Consider the following 19,177-nt stretch of genomic DNA (forward strand, 5'->3'; position numbering starts at 1 on the left):
GACAGGTTACCCCAAACCCGAGTTGGTTTCGTCAGGCAGGATATCCCTTTAATGCGACAAGTGCGGTCGTATCCAAAAACAGCGGATCTCGAGAACCCGCTGTACTACCTGGAAAACATGAACACCTTGGTTGATTGGGTGGCCGAACACCACGGCGACCTGCTGACCGAAGGCGAGCGCGCCCGGCTGGAAAGTTTTCGCCAGCTGCCGTTAGCGGCGCGAGCTTTATTAACCCGAATGGTTATGCGCAGCGGTGAATTGTTTCGTGTGGATAAGTTGAATTACCCGGAACTGCCGCAGCCGGAAACCGAAGCCGTGGCCGAGCTGCTCGATCAGCAATGGCTGGACCCTGCCCCGTTGCTCGGCCTAGACGAAGTGTTCCGGTTGTTTACGCTGGCGGAATTGCGGCTGTTGTACGGGGATTGGCTGGCGCACAACGGTTTGCCCAAAAACCTGCCCAAAGCCCGGTTACGAGAGGCGCTTGCTGACGCGGAGTCTGAACCGAAACCGGTTGATCGATGGTTCGATCAATCTGTGCCGCAGGTGGTGCAAGTACAGGGCATGGCTTTGTTCGATCGTATTCGGCTGATGTTCTTCGGCAACCTGCGCCAAAGCTGGACCGACTTCGTGCTGGTAGAGCTGGGCGTGCAGCAATTTGAAACTGTGCCTTTTACCCCCGAATCCCGGGCCTTTCAGCATCGGGCCGAAGTAGACAGTTACCTGCAAATGCATCAGTGCCGGGAGCGCTTGGATGCCGGCGAGGCGGCTGACGAGGTTTGGGCGGCTATTCCCGACCCTGTGGATAACTCGTGGCTGACCAGCCGCCGGAACCGGCTGTTGTTGGAACTGGGCCGACAGGCCGAGCGGCAGGATAATTCGGAATTAGCCTTGCAGGCTTGGGCCGCCAGTGGGCACCGGGAAGCCAGGCTTAAGCAGTTACGATTGCTGGAGCGTTTGAAGCGGTTTGAGGAGGCGTGGGACATTGCCAGTCAGTGGCAGAACGGTGAACTGAGCGATGCCGAGGCCCAGGGGCTGGAGCGCATTCTGAAACGGCTGGCACCGAAAGTGGGCGAGCCGAAACCTCAGCCGCCGCCTAAACGGTTGATTCGGGAGTTCACGGTTACTCTACCGAAACCTGATACCGGCTCGGTCGAACACGCGGCTGTGGCGTATCTCAGTACCGAAAGTGCTCCGGTGTTCTATGTGGAAAACACCCTGATCAACGCCCTGTTCGGCTTACTGTGTTGGCCGGTGATCTTCAAACCCATCGCCGGCGCCTTCTTCCACCCGTTCCACATCGGCCCGGCGGATCTGACCCGGGACGATTTTGTTGCCCGCCGACAAGCGGATTTCGACCAGTGCTTTGCCTGGCTGGAAACCGGAGCCTATCGACAGCGAATCTTTGAAACCTACAAAGCAAAACAGGGCATTGCGAACCCGTTTGTCGCCTGGCCGGTGATCACCGAAGAGTTGTTGGCCTTGGCGATGGATTGTATACCCGCGCAGCATCTCAGGGTGTTGTTTGATCGATTGCTGACCAACGTAAAAGAACATCGCAGCGGTTTCCCCGATTTGATTCGTTTTATCCCCAACGCGGAAGCGCCCGAGCACCGGTATGAAATGATCGAAGTGAAAGGCCCTGGCGACCGGTTGCAGGATCACCAGCGCCGCTGGCTCGCCTTTTTTGACCAGCACGGTATCCCGGCCAGTGTGTGCTATGTGCGATGGCAAGACACCGGGAATCATTCATGAAAGTAGCCGTGCGAACCCTGTGCGAGTTTGCTGCCCGCCACGGAGATCTGGACTTCCGCTACACCCCGGCGCCCAGCGCGGAGGAAGGCATTGCGGGCCACCAGGCGATTCAGGATAACCGCGGCTACGGCTACAAGAGCGAATACTCACTTACTGGTAACTGCCTGGGATTAGAGCTTTCTGGAAGAGCAGACGGTTATAACCCGCACAACGACCGGCTGGAAGAAATCAAAACCCACCGGGGTGATGTGTCGCGTATTCGCGAGCACCAACGGGCGCTGCATCGAGCGCAATTACGAGCCTATGGAGCACTATTATGCCGACAGGAACAGCGCAAAAAGCTGGAGTTGGCACTGGTCTATTTCGACATTGGCAAGAGCAAAGAAACCACACAAGTGGAAACCGCCGGTGCTGATGAGCTGTGGCAAGAACTGGAAGCTCTTTGTTCGATCTATAAAGCCTGGGCCGAGCAGGAAGAACATCACCGGGAACAGCGCAATGCCCTGCTGGCCGAGTTGACCTTCCCGTTCCCGGACTTTCGCCCGCGCCAGCGGCAACTGGCGGAAACCGTGTATAAGAATGCCGCGAAAGGTGAAACGCTGTTGCTGGAGGCACCCACCGGGTTGGGTAAAACCTTGGGCACCTTGTTCCCGGCCTTGATGGCGATGCCCGCGGCCGGGCAGGATCGGTTGTTCTACCTCACCTGCCGCAACACCGCCCGGCAACTGGCGCTGGACGCTGTGGATAAGTTGCGTTCGGCCCAAGACCCACTGCAGCCATGGCCGCTGCGCACGTTAGAACTGGTGTCGAAAGACGACGCTTGTGAACACCCGGACAAAGCCTGTCACGGCGAGTCTTGCCCCTTGGCAAAAGGCTTTTTCGACCGGCTGCCCGATGCACGAGCTGAAGCTGTTCAAAGCAAAAGCGCGCTGACTCAAGAAGTTTTACAGAAGATCGCGTCAGGTCATGACATTTGCCCGTATTTCCTGGCTCAGGAAATGGCCCGCTGGAGCGATCTGGTGATCGGCGATGTGAACCGGATGTTCGACCAGTCTGCGCTGCTCCACGGCTTGGTTCGCCAAAACAATTGGCGAGCCAGTGTGCTGGTGGACGAAGCCCATAACCTGGTGGACCGTGGCCGGGGCATGTACTCGGTACGTTTGGACCAGCAGCGTTTGTTGAAGGTTAAGAAAACCGCGCCGAAACCGCTGAAGTCGGCTTTGGACCGAACCGCTCGCGCGTGGCAAAGCCTGATTCGCGATCACGGTGAGCAAAGCCAGCCGGTGTTTCTGACTACCCTGCCCTCGCAGTTATTAGGGGCCTTGCAGGCGATGGTATCCACAATCACCGATTACCTCGCCGACAACCCGCCGGACCTGCCGTTACAAGAAGTGATGTTTGACAGCGTGGCTTTTATGAAGCTGGCAGACAGTTTCGGCGACCACTCACTGTGTGAATTTCAGCGCAGCGGCCGGGGAAGAGCCAGCTTAACGCTGCAGAACCTGATTCCGGCCGATTACCTTCGCGAACGCTTTGCCGCTGCCCACTCGGTTCTGCTCTTCTCGGCCACCCTGAGCCCCGGCGTGTACTACCGGGACCTGCTGGGTATGACCGAAGCAACCCGCTTTACCTCTCTAGCCAGCCCGTTCAGTGCCGAACAACTGCAGGTGAACTTCACCCCCGGCATCAGTACCCGACAGGTGCACCGGGAAGCGTCGTTGGAACCCATAGCGGAGGTGATTGCCAGCCAGTTCCGGCAACGCCCGGGCCATTATCTGGCGTTCTTCAGTAGCTTTAAATACGCTAAGGAAGCCAGTGAAACGTTGGCGGCCCAAGCGCCGGATATCCCCCAGCGCAGCCAGCGGCCCGGCATGACCCCGGAGCAGCGGCGTGAGTTTCTGGCTGAATTCCAGCAGCCCAATGGCAGCGTGGCGTTCGCGGTATTAGGCGGGGTCTTCAGCGAAGGCATTGATCTGCCGGGGGACCAGTTGATCGGTGCCTTCGTCGCCACCTTGGGCCTGCCGCCCTTCGATGCCTGGCACGAAATCCTGAAAACCCGGCTACAGCAGCGGTTTGGTAACGGCTACGAATACACCTACCTCTTTCCCGGCTTACAGAAAGTCGCGCAAGCGGCGGGACGGGTTATACGAACACCGGACGACCAAGGGGTGATCTGGCTCATTGATGACCGATTCCTAAAGCCATCGGTCAATCGGTTGCTGCCGGGTTGGTGGTTCCCGGAACCTCGTTAATCTTGTTTTGTTTTGTAACTCTTTGAAATAAATCCGGAGTTTCGCCATCCCGCTATTGAAAGTTTAGGTTGCATGCTTACAATTCGTCAGCTTCTCACGCGTCCTTCACTTATCCCCAAGGCAGACACTGCAGATGAATAACACGGATCTTGTTTTCCAGAGCTATGGCCGTTGTTGTCGAACCGAAGAGTTTTTTGTCGATTTCTACGACTTTTTCATGGCCAGTTCAGAAGCCATTCGCAAACGCTTCGCGGACACCGACATGTCGGCCCAACGGCATCTCCTTCGTCACGGGGTGATGCAAATTATTTTGGTGGCCCGAGGTATGCCCGACCGTAAACTTCGGGATTTGGGTGAAAGCCACAACCGCCATAACTACGATATCTCGCCGGAATGGTACGACTTGTGGGAAGAATCGTTGCTGAAAACCGTGCGCATGCACGATCCGGAGTACAGCCCGGAGCTGCGGCAAGCCTGGAAAGAGGTATTAAAGCCAGGTATTGATTTGATTCGAGGGGCCTACTGAGGCGCTTTGGATTGGCAAACGTTTAAAAACCCTGCAGTTAGCCGCTGCAGGGTTTTTTCTATCAATCAGCCGAACTGGAAGAACGCCAGTTTGTTGCCGTCGGGATCACGCACATAGGCACCGTAGAACTGGTTCGGGATACGCTGCCCCGGCTCACCATCGCAGGTGGCGCCCAGTTCAATCGCTTTCTTGTGGAAACGGTCGACGGCTTCTTTTGAACCCGGCTGAAGGGCCAGCATGTTGCCGTTGCCCGGGTTGTTCGGTTCACCGTTGTGCGGTGTGCACACCGCTAACATGGGTGAGCTCATGTCCTTGCCAATAAATGCAATGCGGCCCATATCCAGTAGTACTTTTGCGCCCATGTCTGCCAGCAGGTCGCTGTAGAACTGCTTGGCTTTGTCCATATCGCTGACGCCCAGAGTAACGTATCCGATCATCTTGAATCTCCGCTTGTTGTTCTGTCGGGTATAGCGCTGTTTCGAACTGCTACACTAACCCATTAATCAGAAGGAGTGTATGCATTGAATAACCGGTTCAGGCGCATGTGTCCGGGTGTCGTCGTTTTTCTTGTTACCCTTTTAACGTTGAGCGGGTGTGCCCTGCCCCCTTTAAGCGATCGCCCTGAAAGCCAATCCCTTCCCGCGCAACAAACCTCACCAGCTTCTCGCGCCTGAATCACCGGATGCACAATAAATCCTTCAATGCCGACAACCAGGCGGCGATTGTCGGCGGGCGCAATATAGCCAATGAATATTTCGGCGCGGGCTCGGGCGCGTTGTTTGCGGATCTGGATGTGCTCGCTATTGGCCCGGTGGTGAATGAATTGTCCCGGGATTTCGACCGTTACTGGGCTAGCGCCTCCGCTTACCCGGCGTCACTGATTTTGCCCAAGGCGAGCGAGGACGATCTGGCACAGGTGGTGGAAACCGCCCGGGAGTGCGGTGCCAGCACCGAAGCCAGTCAGTACGTGTGTGCGGTGGTTGAATCCGAATTTCTGAAGAATCTGTTAGCGGGCGATCTTGAGTTTGTCTGGTGGCCGGTGTCGATGGTGAGCGATGACCCGGCGAAAGTGCTGGGAGAAAACCCCGAAAAAGGCTTGATGAGCCGCCAATTGGCTGAAGCCATGGGTGACCCGAAGCACTCAATTACCTTGGTGTCGCCCTACTTCATCCCCACCAAAGCCGGGGTGGAGATGTTCCAGCAATTGGAGCGCCAGGGCGTACAGGTGCGCGTGCTCACCAATTCGCTGGAAGCCAACGATGTGGCCATGGTGCACGCCGGTTACGCCAAATACCAGAAACCGCTGCTGGAAGCCGGTGTGCAGCTGTTCGAGTTGCGCAAGGTGCCCGGAGAGAAGCCCGTGGAGCGCTCGTTACAGGACAACCTGATGGGCAGCTCGTCTTCCAGCCTGCATGCCAAAACCTTCGCGGTGGACGGAAAACGCCTGTTCGTGGGCTCGTTCAACTTCGACCCTCGCTCAGTTCATATCAACAACGAACTGGGGTTTGTGATTGAAAGCCCGGAACTGACTCAATTGATGGAAGATCACTTTGAGGAACAGGCCCGGGTAACCGCCTACGAGGTAGTGCTAGATGAAGACGGCGATTTGCAGTGGATAGAACGCAATGGCGATGAAGAGGTACGACACAGCCACGATCCGGGCGTTGGGGTGTTTAAGCGGATGATGGTTTCGGTGTTTTCGTTTTTGCCGATTGAGCATTTGCTGTAGGGGCGCGTTTTACACAACGAATGGTTACTCGATTACGCACATAAATTCACCCACTACTCGATATTGATGTGCATTGTCTTCGTTCAGTTCAAGCGTTTCGAAGTTTTGATCGTATGAGTTCGGCTTTAATTGAATCCGCTTATGGAGCCAGCCGTGTGCGTTTTCAGTTTTAAAGCTTTCGTAGACTTTTACTGTGTAGCGCGAACCGAAGTCAGCGTCGATGCTGTCTGTGCATTCCACCAAAACGGTTTTGCCATTTCGGCTACCACCGCGATCGGGGCGGAACAGGCATAAAGTACCATTAGGGATAACCCGATTCATTGATTCGCCGATCACCCGGCAGGCAAACATTCCTTCCCGTACTTGAATGCCGCTGGGTACGGCTACCCAATCTTTGCCCTGTGCGTTCTGTAGGTCGCTGAATGTGCCTGCAGCTGCTTGTAGATCAAACAAGGGCACAGCATTGACGTAGGGCTTGAGGTCCACCACTTCTGAGGCTCTATTTTCTACTTGGTTGGGAGTGCGAAGAGGGATGTGTTGTTTGAGATATTCCCGAAGCGCCTTATCACAGGCATAAACGAAGGTGCCGCGAATTCCCCGAAGCATGATGGTTCGGTAGATATTGATGATGTATTGCTTCAGTTCCTCCGGGTCTTTAATGCCCTGACCACCGGTGCGGTCGAAATAATTGGTCTTATCGATGACGATGGACTGGGTCTCCGTATCGAAACGGATCTCTTCTCCGAATATGATGCCGGCGTAGTTTAGGTCGTAGCCCTGTGTCGTGTGGATGCATCCGACTTCGTTGTGAGAGCCTTCTTTATTAATCCAGTCGGTATTGGTGCTGTTCCAGCGAAGCTGAACGCCATCGACAACAATGTCATACGCTGTGCTGTCCTTTTTCGAGATCCAGGGCCATGAATAGCCGGCGATCAACCGGGATAGACCGACCTTTGTTTCTTTCTCGTTGATGGCCTGCACCATATCGCCGAGAGATTCGAACACCTCGAATTCATAGTTGTTGGCTCGGAAGACTTCCTCTTCTCCAACACGTCCGTTGAGCAGATTATCAACAAACTCAACGTATGGCTGACCGGCCTTTACACGGAACTGAGAGAGTAGCGAGTGCTTCACTGAATCCTTGGCAGCTTTAAGGCGCAGAAAAACTTCCGTATCGGCGTCCGAAGGCTTGATCGATTGCCCTTGGTCATAGAAGAAAATGGCTTTTGCAGATTGCTGGCATACCCAATCAACTTCGCTGCAGCTGTGTTTGTCCATACTCAATGCAGCACAGGTTTTGTCAAAGCTGCCAAAGTAGGCTCCAAGGTTTTTGCGCTTTCGCAAGCGATGGGATTCGTCCACCAACACGATGTCGTAGTGCTGTTTCGCGAGTTCAGATGGGCTGATCACCATGCTGGGACTGAGGCCTGAGACGTGTTTGAAGGCCTTCTTCAGTGTGGTTCGGAAGGATGTCATCGGCACTACCAGGGCCATTTTCGGCTTGGGAGTAGCTTTTCGTAATTTGGCAAGTAAAGACTGAATTTCTGCTTCGTCTTCGGAAAAATCTCGAAGATCAACGTGATGATTTTCTGAGAGAAGCAGTTTGAATAGAAATATCGCCAAGACGGATTTTCCGGTACCTGCACCACCTTCAATAACGATGTTTTTAACACCAGGGTTTAGCAGTTCATGCATGATGGTAAGCAGCCCCTGACGCTGATCGAACGACAGCGATTTATAGGGGGAATATTTGAACACATCGGAATTATCGAGGTGATCCAGAGTACGGGATACCACTCCTTTGGCGATCAAGCGATTCCAAACTTCTCGGAATACTTCGTTGTAGAGCGCGTCACGTTGGTAATAGTTGTGATCGGCGAGCCCGAGATTGCCGTTCAGCAGAGTGTATTTGCCATCTGCTGCCATATACTTAATGAGCAGTGATTCAACGTCCAGCGTAGCCGATTTGTTGAAGTATTCACTGGTGATCAGGTGGACAGCTGTTAGCAGTTGTTTTTCGTCGTGTTTCAGGTGGGTGCTCATGCGGGTGAGCGTGTCTGTGGTTTCGCCGATGTAAGCACGTCGGTGTTTTTCATCACTTAGGACGTAAACCAAGGGCCAGCTATCCGCTGCAAAAGCGTTGCTACGTAACTCGCTGATAGCGTCTTTGTTGAATGGGTAACGCTGTACTTCTACCATCGACGATTGACTCATAGCTCCGTGTATTTTTTGGCCGTTCCTTTAGCCTTGCTAACGGGGTACTTCTGTTCGTTCTTGGTAATCTTGTCGAGGACGATTTGTTCCAGATTAAGGTCGTAGCTGTCGGCCAGCAACAGGGCATAGGCAACAACATCGGCCAGTTCCTCTTTCACTTTCTCTACATTGGCTTGTTCGGGAGATTTCCAGAGAAACAGTTCCAACAACTCTGAAGCCTCAATACTCAGAGCCAGTGATAAATCTTTTGGGTTATGGAATTGTTTCCAATCTCTGTCGTCACGGAATCGACGTAGCCGGGCCAGTGCTTCTTTCATAAACGCCCTCCTTTCTGTTCTGATTAAAGATAATTGCCAGAACATTAGCAGACTTACGAAAGATACAGAAATGCTAACCCGAAAAGGGCTGTGGAGTGATAAAAACGAGGGAGAAGAACAACAGAAAAGCGGGAAAGTGGTCGGCGTGGCAGGATTCGAACCTGCGACCCCTTCGTCCCGAACGAAGTGCGCTACCAAGCTGCGCCACACGCCGATCAACGGCCGGTATTATACGGATTACCGGCCGTTTTGCTAGCCCCTTCCCTGGGGAAATACCTACTTAAAACTGCGCGTTAGCCTGTTTACCCGGCGGTGGGTAGCAGGGAAATATCGGCAACGCGCAGGAACAGGTTGCGAAGACGGTTGAGCAGCGCCAAACGGTTGTTTTTAACCGCTTCATCATCTGCCATCACCATCACTTCGTCGAAGAAGTTATCCACAGGCTCGCGCAGGCTTGCCAAGGAAGTCAGAGCGGTGGCGTAGTCGCCTTGCTCGAACAACGGCAACACTTTCGCGGCTTGCTCTTCGACTTTCTGGGCCAGAACCTTCTCGGGCTCATCCTGTAGCAACGCGTTGTCGACGGTTTCGCCGATGCTGTCGCCGCCTTGCTTGGTCAGGATGTTCGATACCCGCTTATTGGCGCCGGCCAACGCCAATGCTTCGGGCAGCTGGCGGAACGCTTCAACAGCTTTCACCCGGCGATTGAAGTCCAGCGGGCAGGTCGGGCGACGGGCGTGCACGGCCAGATAGACTTCGGCACTGATGCCCTGCTCGTCGTAGAAAGCCCGGAAGCGTTCGAGCATGTAGTTGACCACGGTGCTGGCGGTGTTCTCTTCGGTCAGCACTGAGAAGTTCTCTTCCGCCCATTCACACAGGGTCTGCAGATCCAGCGGCAGTTCGCGCTCGATGATGATGCGCAGCACACCGAGGGAGGCACGGCGCAGGGCGAACGGGTCACGGGTTCCGGACGGCGGCTGGTTGATGCCAAACAGGCCGACCAGTGAATCGATACGGTCTGCAATGGCAACGGTGCAACCGGTCAGCGTAGTGGGCAGGTCGTCACCGGCGAAGCGGGGCATGTACTGCTCGTTCAGGGCCTTGGCCACGTCGGCGTGCTCGCCATCGTCGGTGGCGTAGTAGCTGCCCATGATGCCTTGCAGGTCGGTGAACTCCAGCACCATTTCAGTAACCAGATCGGTCTTGGCTAACATGGCGGCGCGCTCGGCCAGGGCTGGGTCACTGTCGATGGCTTCGGCGATCTTTTTGGCCAGTGCAGCAACACGTACGGACTTGTCGTAAATGCTGCCCAGCTTTTCCTGGAACACGATGGGCTTGAGCGCATCGATACGTTCTTCAAGCTTGGTTTTGCAGTCGGTTTCAAAGAAGAAGGCGGCGTCTGACAGGCGCGGGCGAATGACTTTCTCGTTACCGGCAACGACCTGAGCCGGATCTTTACTTTCCAGGTTGGCGACGGTGATGAACAACGGCAGCATCTGGTCGTTGCTGTCGACCACGTGGAAGTATTTCTGATGCTCCTTCATGGAGGAAATCAGGGCTTCGGCAGGCACTTTCAGGAAGCGCTCGTCGAAACGGCCCATCAACGGCACCGGCCATTCGTTCAGGGCGGTGACTTCGTCCAGCAGATCTTCGTCAATGACGGCAACCCCACCGGCTTCGTTCTTGGCCAGTGCGTTTACGCCAGCCCGAATCTGCTCACGACGCTCGGCGAAATCAGCCAATACGTAACCTTCTTGCTTGAGCACGGTTTCGTAGTCGGCCGGAGTCGGGATGATCAGTTCTTTCGGGCAGTGGAAGCGGTGGCCACGGGTTTTGTTGCCCGGCTTCAGGTTCATGATCGGGGTGTCGATCACGTTGTTGCCGTACAGCATGATCAGCCAATGCACCGGGCGCACGAATTCGGTGCGGTGGGCACCCCAGCGCATGCGCTTGGGAATCGGCAAGGCCGACAGAGACTGGTTGATCAGTTCGGGCAGCAGTTCCACCGTGGGCTTGCCCTTTTCAACGGTACGGAACACCAGCCAGGCACCTTTGTCGGTTTCCAGCGTGTCCAGTTGATCGGGGGTAATGCCCAATGAGGTGGCAAAGCCGGTCAGAGCGCGGGTCGGGTTGCCGGCATCGTCAAAAGCGGCTTTGACCGCGGGACCGCGTTTTTCCACAGACTTGTCGGGCTGGGCATCGGCGAGATCCCGGATGCGCACGGCCAAACGGCGTGGCGCCGCGAAGGCTTCAACGGCGCCAAAGGCAACGCCAGCGTCTTCAAGGCCTTTGGTGATGCCTTGGGTGAAGGCATCAGACAGGCCTTTGAGGGCTTTCGGAGGCAGTTCCTCGGTGCCCAGTTCGACTAGAAAATCCTGTGTAGCCATTATGCTTTCCCCTGTTCCTGCTGTGCCTTTTTCGCTTTTCCGGACTTCTTGCTTTTGGCTTTGGCGTCAGCCGCATCGGCCGCTGCCAAAACCTCTTTGCGGAGGGCTTCCGGGGCCAACGGGAAGCCTTGCTTGCGGCGGCTTTCAAAATAAGCCTGAGCCACGGAGCGAGCCAGGGTACGTACACGCAGGATGAAACGCTGGCGCTCGGTCACAGAAATGGCGTGACGAGCATCCAACAGGTTGAAGGTGTGGGAGGCCTTGAGTACCTGCTCGTAGGCAGGCAGTGGCAGGCCGGCTTCGATCAGGCGGGCACTTTCCCGCTCGTACACGTCGAAGCTGTGGAACAGGAATTCGGTATCGGCCTGCTCGAAGTTGTAGGTGGACTGTTCCACTTCGTTCTGGTGGAACACATCGCCGTAGGTGACTACGCCATCCGGGCCGTTGGTCCACACCAGATCGTAAACGCTGTCGACGCCTTGCAGGTACATGGCAATGCGCTCAAGGCCGTAGGTCAGCTCGCCGGTAACCGGGTAGCATTCCAGACCGCCCACCTGCTGGAAGTAAGTGAACTGGGTGACTTCCATACCGTTTAGCCAGATTTCCCAGCCCAGACCCCAGGCGCCCAGAGTTGGGGATTCCCAGTTGTCTTCCACAAAGCGGATGTCGTGTACCAGAGGGTCCAGGCCCAAAGCACGCAACGAATCCAGGTACAGTTCCTGAATGTTGTCTGGAGACGGCTTCAGAACCACCTGGAACTGGTAGTAATGCTGCAGGCGGTTCGGGTTTTCACCGTAACGACCGTCGGTTGGGCGGCGGCTGGGCTGCACGTAGGCGGCGTTCCAGGTCTCGGGCCCGATGGAACGCAGGAATGTGGCCGAGTGGAATGTGCCGGCGCCGACTTCCATATCGAGAGGCTGAAGTATCACGCAGCCATGCTGCGCCCAGAAATTCTGCAATGCCAGGATCAGACCCTGAAAGGTCTTGATGTCTGGCGCGGAGTTATTGGTTGCCTTGTCTGTCACGACGATTGCCTGCTGGTCAGTCTGTGTGTGGCGCCCCGTTTTAACGGAGCACTCCGAAATTTGAAAACGCGCATTATACGCTGGCTGGCGCCGCTTTTCTAAGTGCCATTCCGCGTATTGATTTGTTCTGGATCCATCAGAAGAACGTGAGCCCCACGTGGAACAGTTTCTCGACGTCCCGGATTCTGGATTTATCGACCAAGAACAAAATAACGTGGTCGTTGGGTTGCACGCGCAAATGGTCGTGTGCGATCAGCACCTCGCCATGGCGCACGATGGCACCGATGGTGGTGCCCGGTGGCAGATGGATTTCATCCAGACGTCTGCCCACCACTTTCGAGGACCGGTGGTCGCCGTGGGCAATGGCCTCGATGGCCTCGGCGGCGCCGCGGCGCAGGGCGTGCACGTTGACCACGTCGCCTCGGCGCACGTGGGTCAGCAAACTGCCGATGGTGGTTTGCTGGGGCGAGATGGCCACGTCGATGACGCCGCCCTGAATCAAGTCCACGTAGTCGGGGTTGTTGATCAGAGTCAGTACTTTGCGGGCGCCGAGACGTTTGGCCAACAGCGAGGCAATAATGTTGGTTTCGTCGTCGTTGGTGACGGCGCAAAAGACATCGGTATTCTCGATGTTTTCTTCCACCAGAATGTCTTTGTTGGCGCCGCTGCCTTCCAGTACCACCGTTTTGCGCAATTTTTCCGACAACATCACGCAGCGTTCGTGGTCCCGCTCGAGAATTTTCACCTGGTAGCGACTATCAAGCGCTCGTGCCAGTCGGTAACCAATGTTGCCGCCGCCACAAATGAAAATGCGCTTGTAGGGCTTCGACAGCGGCTGCAACTCGCTCATCACCGAGCGGATGTGGTCAGTGGCGGCAATGAAGAACACTTCATCGCCGTCTTCGATCACGGTATCGCCTTTCGGAATGATGGCGCGATCTTTCCGGAAAATGGCGGCAACCCGGGTGTCGATTTTAGGCATGTGGGTGCGAAGATAGGAAAGCTCACGGCCGACCAGGGGGCCACCTTCAATGGCTTTGATGGCAACCAGCCGGGTCAGGCCTTTGGAAAACTCCAACACCTGAAGTGTGCCGGGGTACTCGATCAGCCGGGTGATGTGTTTGGTGACCAGCTGTTCCGGGCTGATGATGACGTCGATCGGAAAGCCCCGGAGTTTATCCAGATCTTTCTCGCTATCTTTGTTGTAAAACAGCGCGGGGTTGGCCAAATAGGAGCCCGCGCGAACCCGGCAGATGGTGGTCGGGGTTTTGTGCAGAAGTTTGGCCACCTGGCAGGCCACCATATTGGTTTCATCGCTGTTGGTGACGGCGATCACCATGTCGGCGTCTTCGGCATTGGCCTCGTTCAGAACCGCCGGATAAGAGGCCTTGCCGTGCACCGTGCGAATGTCGAGACGATCTTGCAATTCCCTAAGGCGCACGCTGTCGCTGTCGATGACAGTGATGTCGTTGGCTTCATTGGCGAGGTGTTCGGCCAGTGTACCGCCGACCTGGCCAGCACCGAGAATCAGGATATTCATGCGTCAGGTTTCTCCAGCACGGCGTAGAAAAAGCCGTCATGGCTATTGGGGTCCGGCAGCAAATTGCGGCCGGCATCCATATCCAGGCCCCAGCTCGCTTCGATGGGAATCAGCTGCGCGTGTTCTTGCTGCTTCAGGAAGCGCTGAATGATGCGATGGTTCTCTTGTGGAAACACCGAGCAGGTGGCGTATACCAAACGGCCTCCGGGTTTCAGAATAGACCACATGGCGTTCAGCAGGCCAAGTTGAATGCCGGCCAGCGGCACAATGTCTGATTCCCGACGCAGCAGCTTGATGTCCGGATGCCGGCGGATAACGCCGGTGGCGCTGCAGGGCACGTCCAGCAGGATGCGGTCGAAGGCCTGGCCGTCCCACCACTGTTCGATGTCTGCGGCGTCGGCTTGTAACAGGCTGGCGGACAGATCCAGCCGGTCGAGGTTTTCCTGTACCCGTGGCAGGCGGTCGGCTGATTCGTCGATGGCGACTACTTCAGACAGCTCGGCGCAGTTTTCCAGAATGGCGCAGGTTTTGCCGCCGGGGGCGGCGCAGGCATCCAGTACACGTTGGCCGGGCTGCAGATCCATCAGGGTGGTGCACAGCTGGGCGGCTTCATCCTGAACACTCACCGCGCCGTCTTCAAACCAGGGCAAGTTATCCACAGGAACAGGGCGCTCCAGCTGAATACCAAGCGGGGCGAAGCGGGTGGCTTTGGCGCCAATGCCGGCATCGGTCAGTAACTTCAGGTACTCGTCGCGGCTAAAACGCAGGGCGTTAACGCGCAGGGTCATCGGTGCCTGGGTGTTGTTGGCATCGAGGATGGCTTGCCAGTGGTCGGGCCAGTTGTGGCGCAGTTTCTCCACCATCCAGACAGGGTGGCTGTAGCGGCTGCTGTCGTCGCCCGGCTCTGGCGCCCCTTCCCGCTCGGCCGCTCTTAATACGCCGTTGACCAGTCCGGTCAGGTGGGGCCGGTCCAATGCGCGGCAGGCTTCCACGGTTTCATTGAGCACCGCGTAGGTGGCCTGCTCACTGAAGCGAAGCTGGAACAGAGCAACCAACATCAGATGGTGAATCACCCGATCGGATTTGCGAATGGGTTTTTTCAGGCGTTGATTGAGTTCACCGTCCAGCCGGTGAAACCAGCGGCAGGTACCGTAGCAAATGGCCTGCAGCTGCGGCCGCTGCTCGGGAGGCAGTTGGCTCAGAGCGTAGGGCAAGCATTGCGACAGCGATTGGCCGTTTTCGACCGAAAGCAGCACGTCGGCGGCGACGGCGCGGAACGGCAAGGCGTCATATAACATGATCAGTTCAGCTCCTGTGCAGGCATCAGCACGGGTTTACCGCCGTTTATCAAATCGTTCACGCTCAGGGCACGGGTGCCGGGCAGTTGCACTTTGGTCACTCGCAGACTGCCGGTGCCGCAGGCAATGTCGATGCCTTCGCGCTCTCGGCGAAGCACCGTGCCAGGCGCCTTGTCGCTGCCCTGTTCCAGTGCCTGTGCCTGATGCAGGCGGATGCGCTGATCGCCCAGATCGGTGAAGGTGCCAGGCCAGGGGTTGAATGCGCGGATCAGTCGTTCGATGTCCGTGGCGCTGTTGTGCCAGTCAATGTGGCCTTCTTCTTTGGAAAGCTTGTGGGCGTAGCAGGCTTCGTTGTCGTTCTGGGGCTCGCCGCTCAGCGTGCCTTGACTCAGTTTTGCCAACGCCTCCACGACCGCTTCGCCGCCCATATCCGCTAGCCGGTCGTGCAGGCTGCCGCCGGTATCGTCCGGGTGAATCGGGGTGGCGGTTTTCAGCAGCATGTCGCCGGTATCCAGACCCACATCCATCTGCATGATGGTGATGCCGGTTTCGGCGTCACCGGCGGCAATGGCCCGTTGAATCGGGGCGGCACCGCGCCAACGAGGCAGCAGCGAAGCATGGATGTTCAGGCAGCCGTGGCTCGGTATTTCCAGAACCGTTTTTGGCAGAATCAGGCCGTAGGCCGCGACAATCATCACGTCCGGTTTCAGGGCGGCCAGCTCTTGTTGCGCCGTTTCGGGCTTCAGGCTCTCAGGCTGGAACACAGGGATGTTGGCATCCAGTGCCACTTGTTTTACCGGGCTCGGCATCAGTTTTCGGCCCCGGCCCGCGGGCCGGTCAGGTTGACTGTAAACGCCTACAACAGTGTGCCCCGCCGCAAGGATGGCTTTCAGGGCGATGGCAGCGAAATCCGGAGTTCCGGCAAAAACAATGCGCACGTTGGTGTTATCTCTGTGTCGTTGAATACGAAAAAACCGGGTCGTAACCCGGTCCTGAATTCGGTATGCAGTTGAGCGGCATGATCCGGCTCGGAATCAGGCGCTCTGCTTGTGGAGTTTTTCCAGCTTCTTGCGAATACGGTTGCGCTTGAGAGAGCTGAGGTAATCCACAAACAACTTGCCGTTCAGGTGATCCATCTCGTGCTGGATGCAAACCGCGAGAAGGCCGGTGGCTTCCAGTTCAAAGTCTTCACCGTTCCGGTCTTTAGCCGTAATCCGGACATGTTCGATGCGTTTTACATCTTCGTAAAAACCGGGCACCGACAAGCAGCCTTCCTGCATGGCTTCCAGATCGCCATCCAGTACTTCCACTTTCGGGTTGATGAACACCCGCGGCTCGCTCTTGTCTTCGGACAAATCCATAACGATGATCTGCTTGTGCACGTTCACCTGTGTCGCGGCCAGGCCAATGCCGGGCGCATCGTACATGGTCTCGAACATGTCGTCGATCAACGTTCGGATCTCGTCGGTTACCTCGTCTACCGGCTTGGCAATGGTGCGAAGGCGCGGATCGGGGTACTCAAGAATATCTAGAATCATAGTGCTCTGGCTTCTCTGAAATGCGACAGCGTACTGCGCAAATTTTCTTCACAAATCTATTATGAAGCATGTGTGATGAGGGTATTATCCGATAAATTACCGATTGAGTACAAACTGATCAGTTAATAGTAGGATTCTATCGATTATTCTGCAGAATTTACTGGAAGAACAAAAGATAACATCACAAATCCCTATACATCTTCTATAGTAACGGGAATAACAGTGTAACAAGCTGCGGGTGATCTGTGGTGACGTTACCGAACGCTAAGATTCAAGGCACGCGATCAAGGATACAGACGATGAGGAAATTGTTGTACGCTCTGGCGGCTACCATGCTGCTATTTACCTCTTGGGCCCAGGCACAACCCGAGTTCAAAGCTGATCATCCTGAGCGTTACACCGTCGTCAAAGGGGATACCCTTTGGGACATTTCAGGGCGTTTTTTGAACAACCCTTGGTACTGGCCGGAAATCTGGCACGTTAACCCACAGGTAGCCAACCCTCACCTGATATACCCGGGCGATCGTCTGGCGCTGGTTTACATTGATGGTAAGCCGCGCATCACCAAGGTTGCGTCCGGCGATGTGAAACTGTCTCCCCAGATCCGTTCCGAAGCCATTGATACGCCGATTCCCGCGATTCCACTGGATGCGATTGCCAGCTTCCTGACCGACACCCGCATCGTCAGCCCTGAAGAAATCAACGGTGCGCCTTATGTGCTGGAAGGCGAAGACGGCCGGATCATCACCGGTGCGGGTGACAAGATCTATGCCCGTGGTGAAAAGCCTGCAGATCGGGTGGGCGTGTTCCGCCGCAGCCAGGAATTTGTTGATCCGGATACCGGGGAGTTTCTGGGGCTGGAAGCGCGCAGCATCGCTCGAGGTAACGTGGCGGCCGAGAACGGCGACGTGTTGACCGTTAACCTGACCCGCTCCAGCGAAGAAGTGCGCATTGGCGACCGCTTGTTGGTGAGCGAAGATCGCCGTTTGACCACCAACTTTATGCCCAGCTCGCCTGATGAGGAGATCGAAGGCAAGATGATCTCGGTCGATGGCGGTGTGAACCAGATTGGTCAGTACAATGTGGTGGCCATTAACCGCGGCGCCCGTGAAGGCATGAAAGCCGGTAACGTGCTGGCGGTGATGAAAGCTGGCAACCGTGTTCGTGACCCGATCACCGGTGAGACCATTGAGCTGCCTTCCGAGCGGGCCGGTTTGCTGATGGTATTCCAGGTGTATGAAAAGATGAGCTACGGGTTGGTTCTTAAAGCAACCCGTTCGTTGTCGGTGGGTGACAAGGTCGTTAACCCCTGACACTTCCCTGCCCGCGTCGCCAAAGCAGGCGGCGCGTGGTGGTAGCAGTACCATTGAATGGCTGGGCTGGAGCGCCCGGCCATTATTGTTTTCAAGGATGAAAAATGTCGGAACAGGAATTTCTGCAGTCTGAGGCTGGCCGTTGGCTGGTGCTTTCGCTTCTTCCCCGGTTTGGTGTGCGCGCTCGTGAACGGGTGCAGTCTAACACCGACAGTCTGGTTGATACGCTTGATCTGAACGCCGCGACCCTCAAAGCGTTAGGCCTCGGAACAGAAGCCATTGAACTGGTTCATGCCTGGCAAGCGGGGGATGTCCATCACCCCAAAATCCAGCACGCGCTCTGGATTCATCAGGCGTGCCGGCAACATGGCATCGCGATGATTGGCCAGAGTCACCCCGATTTCCCGGAGGCGCTGCGGCAGATACACAGTGCGCCGCTGGTGCTTTACCTGTTAGGCGATAGTCGGTTGTTGTTGCAAGATCAGATTGGCGTAGTGGGCAGCCGCAACGCTACCCGGCAAGGCTTGGACCACGCCCGTCAATTCGCCGCGGAGCTGAGCAAGCGCGGTTTGCTGATCACCAGCGGCCTGGCGCTGGGGATCGACGGCGCGGCCCACGCCGGTGCGCTGGATGCGGGCCATCCGACCATTGCCGTGGTGGGGTGCGGGCTGGATCGGCTGTACCCCGCGCAGCATCGAAAACTGGCGCACCGTATTGTGGATAACGGTCTGATTGTGTCGGAATACCCGCCGGGTACTCAGGCCCGGGCCGCCTATTTCCCCCAGCGAAATCGCATCATCAGTGGCTTAAGCCGGGGTGTACTGGTGGTGGAGGCAAGTTTAAAAAGTGGGTCACTCATTACGGCGAGAACCGCTCTTGAACAGGGCCGCGAGGTATTCGCCATTCCCGGTTCAATCCACAGTTCGGTGGCCAAAGGTTGCCATCAGCTGATCAAGCAAGGCGCTCGACTGGTGGAAACCGCCGATGATGTGCTGGAAGAACTGGGCACCTGGTGGTCGATGCAAGAAGCAACCGCACCGGTGTCTGTCCCTACCGTTGCGAAACCCGATCTGGACAGTCGGGAAATCGCGGTATTCGAGGCTTTGGGGTATGATCCACAGTCTACCGATGCACTGAGTCTTGCTACCGGACTGCCGGCCGATCAGTTGATGCAGTCGCTCCTGCTTCTTGAGTTGGAGGGGTTGGCGTGTTCTGCCCCGGGCGGGTACTTGCGGCGAGGCTGACCGGTGCATTTCCATTGTTTGACCTAGCAGGTTGTACGATTTCGT

15 protein-coding genes and 1 tRNA gene are annotated in these 19,177 nt (G+C 56.3%); 6 read left to right on the plus strand and 10 right to left on the minus strand.

Features of this window, described 5'->3' with window-relative positions:
• Nucleotides 1–51 precede the first annotated feature (51 nt).
• The 3 genes from Q9245_RS08830 to Q9245_RS08840 all read left to right on the plus strand — a co-directional run bounded on the left by Q9245_RS08830 (nt 52) and on the right by Q9245_RS08840 (nt 4,530).
• A complete protein-coding gene (locus tag Q9245_RS08830; RefSeq protein ID WP_305896778.1) occupies nt 52–1,752 on the plus strand; it encodes a VRR-NUC domain-containing protein in 1,701 nt (566 codons plus the stop codon).
• The gene (locus Q9245_RS08835) at nt 1,749–4,004 is read left to right on the plus strand and encodes an ATP-dependent DNA helicase (RefSeq protein WP_305896779.1); all 2,256 of its coding nucleotides are present in this window, start codon (nt 1,749–1,751) and stop codon (nt 4,002–4,004) included. Before Q9245_RS08830 ends, Q9245_RS08835 begins: the two co-directional genes overlap by 4 nt.
• 133 nt (nt 4,005–4,137) lie before the next feature.
• On the plus strand, nt 4,138–4,530 hold the full coding sequence (locus Q9245_RS08840) for a globin domain-containing protein (RefSeq protein ID WP_305896780.1): 393 nt from the start codon (nt 4,138–4,140) through the stop codon (nt 4,528–4,530).
• Between the two features lie 65 nt (nt 4,531–4,595).
• Here Q9245_RS08840 and Q9245_RS08845 read toward each other — a convergent pair whose 3' ends face one another.
• Complete coding sequence (locus Q9245_RS08845) at nt 4,596–4,967, minus strand: VOC family protein (RefSeq protein ID WP_305896781.1); 372 nt, start codon at nt 4,965–4,967, stop codon at nt 4,596–4,598.
• 245 nt (nt 4,968–5,212) lie between these two features.
• Here Q9245_RS08845 and Q9245_RS08850 point away from each other — a divergent pair, with 245 nt between their 5' ends.
• Complete coding sequence (locus Q9245_RS08850) at nt 5,213–6,259, plus strand: phospholipase D-like domain-containing protein (RefSeq protein ID WP_305896782.1); 1,047 nt, start codon at nt 5,213–5,215, stop codon at nt 6,257–6,259.
• A 24-nt stretch (nt 6,260–6,283) separates the two neighbouring features.
• Here Q9245_RS08850 and Q9245_RS08855 read toward each other — a convergent pair whose 3' ends face one another.
• The 9 genes from Q9245_RS08855 to def form a co-directional block, all read right to left on the minus strand.
• Entirely contained in the window at nt 6,284–8,473 is a 2,190-nt protein-coding gene (locus Q9245_RS08855) for a DNA/RNA helicase domain-containing protein (RefSeq protein ID WP_305896783.1), read from the minus strand.
• Entirely contained in the window at nt 8,470–8,790 is a 321-nt protein-coding gene (locus Q9245_RS08860) for a nucleotide pyrophosphohydrolase (RefSeq protein ID WP_305896784.1), read from the minus strand. Before Q9245_RS08860 ends, Q9245_RS08855 begins: the two co-directional genes overlap by 4 nt.
• A gap of 137 nt (nt 8,791–8,927) precedes the next feature.
• A tRNA-Pro gene (locus Q9245_RS08865) sits at nt 8,928–9,004 on the minus strand.
• An 88-nt stretch (nt 9,005–9,092) separates the two neighbouring features.
• On the minus strand, nt 9,093–11,174 hold the full coding sequence (gene glyS / locus Q9245_RS08870; protein ID WP_305896785.1) for a glycine--tRNA ligase subunit beta: 2,082 nt from the start codon (nt 11,172–11,174) through the stop codon (nt 9,093–9,095).
• A complete protein-coding gene (gene glyQ, locus Q9245_RS08875; protein ID WP_305896786.1) occupies nt 11,174–12,199 on the minus strand; it encodes a glycine--tRNA ligase subunit alpha in 1,026 nt (341 codons plus the stop codon). The genes glyS and glyQ overlap by 1 nt, the downstream gene beginning before the upstream one ends.
• Before the next feature lie 136 nt (nt 12,200–12,335).
• Nucleotides 12,336–13,739, minus strand: a complete 1,404-nt coding sequence (trkA, locus tag Q9245_RS08880; protein WP_305896787.1) for a Trk system potassium transporter TrkA — start codon at nt 13,737–13,739, stop codon at nt 12,336–12,338.
• Nucleotides 13,736–15,037: a 16S rRNA (cytosine(967)-C(5))-methyltransferase RsmB gene (gene rsmB / locus Q9245_RS08885; RefSeq protein WP_305896788.1), complete on the minus strand. Its 1,302-nt coding sequence runs from the start codon at nt 15,035–15,037 to the stop codon at nt 13,736–13,738. Before rsmB ends, trkA begins: the two co-directional genes overlap by 4 nt.
• A gap of 2 nt (nt 15,038–15,039) precedes the next feature.
• Nucleotides 15,040–15,975: a methionyl-tRNA formyltransferase gene (gene fmt / locus Q9245_RS08890; RefSeq protein ID WP_305896789.1), complete on the minus strand. Its 936-nt coding sequence runs from the start codon at nt 15,973–15,975 to the stop codon at nt 15,040–15,042.
• 96 nt (nt 15,976–16,071) lie between these two features.
• Complete coding sequence (gene def / locus Q9245_RS08895) at nt 16,072–16,575, minus strand: peptide deformylase (protein WP_199005523.1); 504 nt, start codon at nt 16,573–16,575, stop codon at nt 16,072–16,074.
• Nucleotides 16,576–16,874: 299 nt separating this feature from the next.
• Between def and Q9245_RS08900 the strand changes: the two genes are divergently transcribed.
• Nucleotides 16,875–17,888 carry a LysM peptidoglycan-binding domain-containing protein gene (locus Q9245_RS08900; protein ID WP_305896790.1) on the plus strand — a complete coding sequence of 338 codons (1,014 nt, stop codon included), beginning with the start codon at nt 16,875–16,877 and terminating at the stop codon, nt 17,886–17,888.
• A gap of 104 nt (nt 17,889–17,992) precedes the next feature.
• Complete coding sequence (dprA, locus tag Q9245_RS08905; protein ID WP_305896791.1) at nt 17,993–19,132, plus strand: DNA-processing protein DprA; 1,140 nt, start codon at nt 17,993–17,995, stop codon at nt 19,130–19,132.
• Nucleotides 19,133–19,177 lie beyond the last annotated feature (45 nt).

The organism is Marinobacter sp. MDS2, assembly GCF_030718085.1.
Taxonomy (GTDB): Bacteria; Pseudomonadota; Gammaproteobacteria; order Pseudomonadales; family Oleiphilaceae; genus Marinobacter.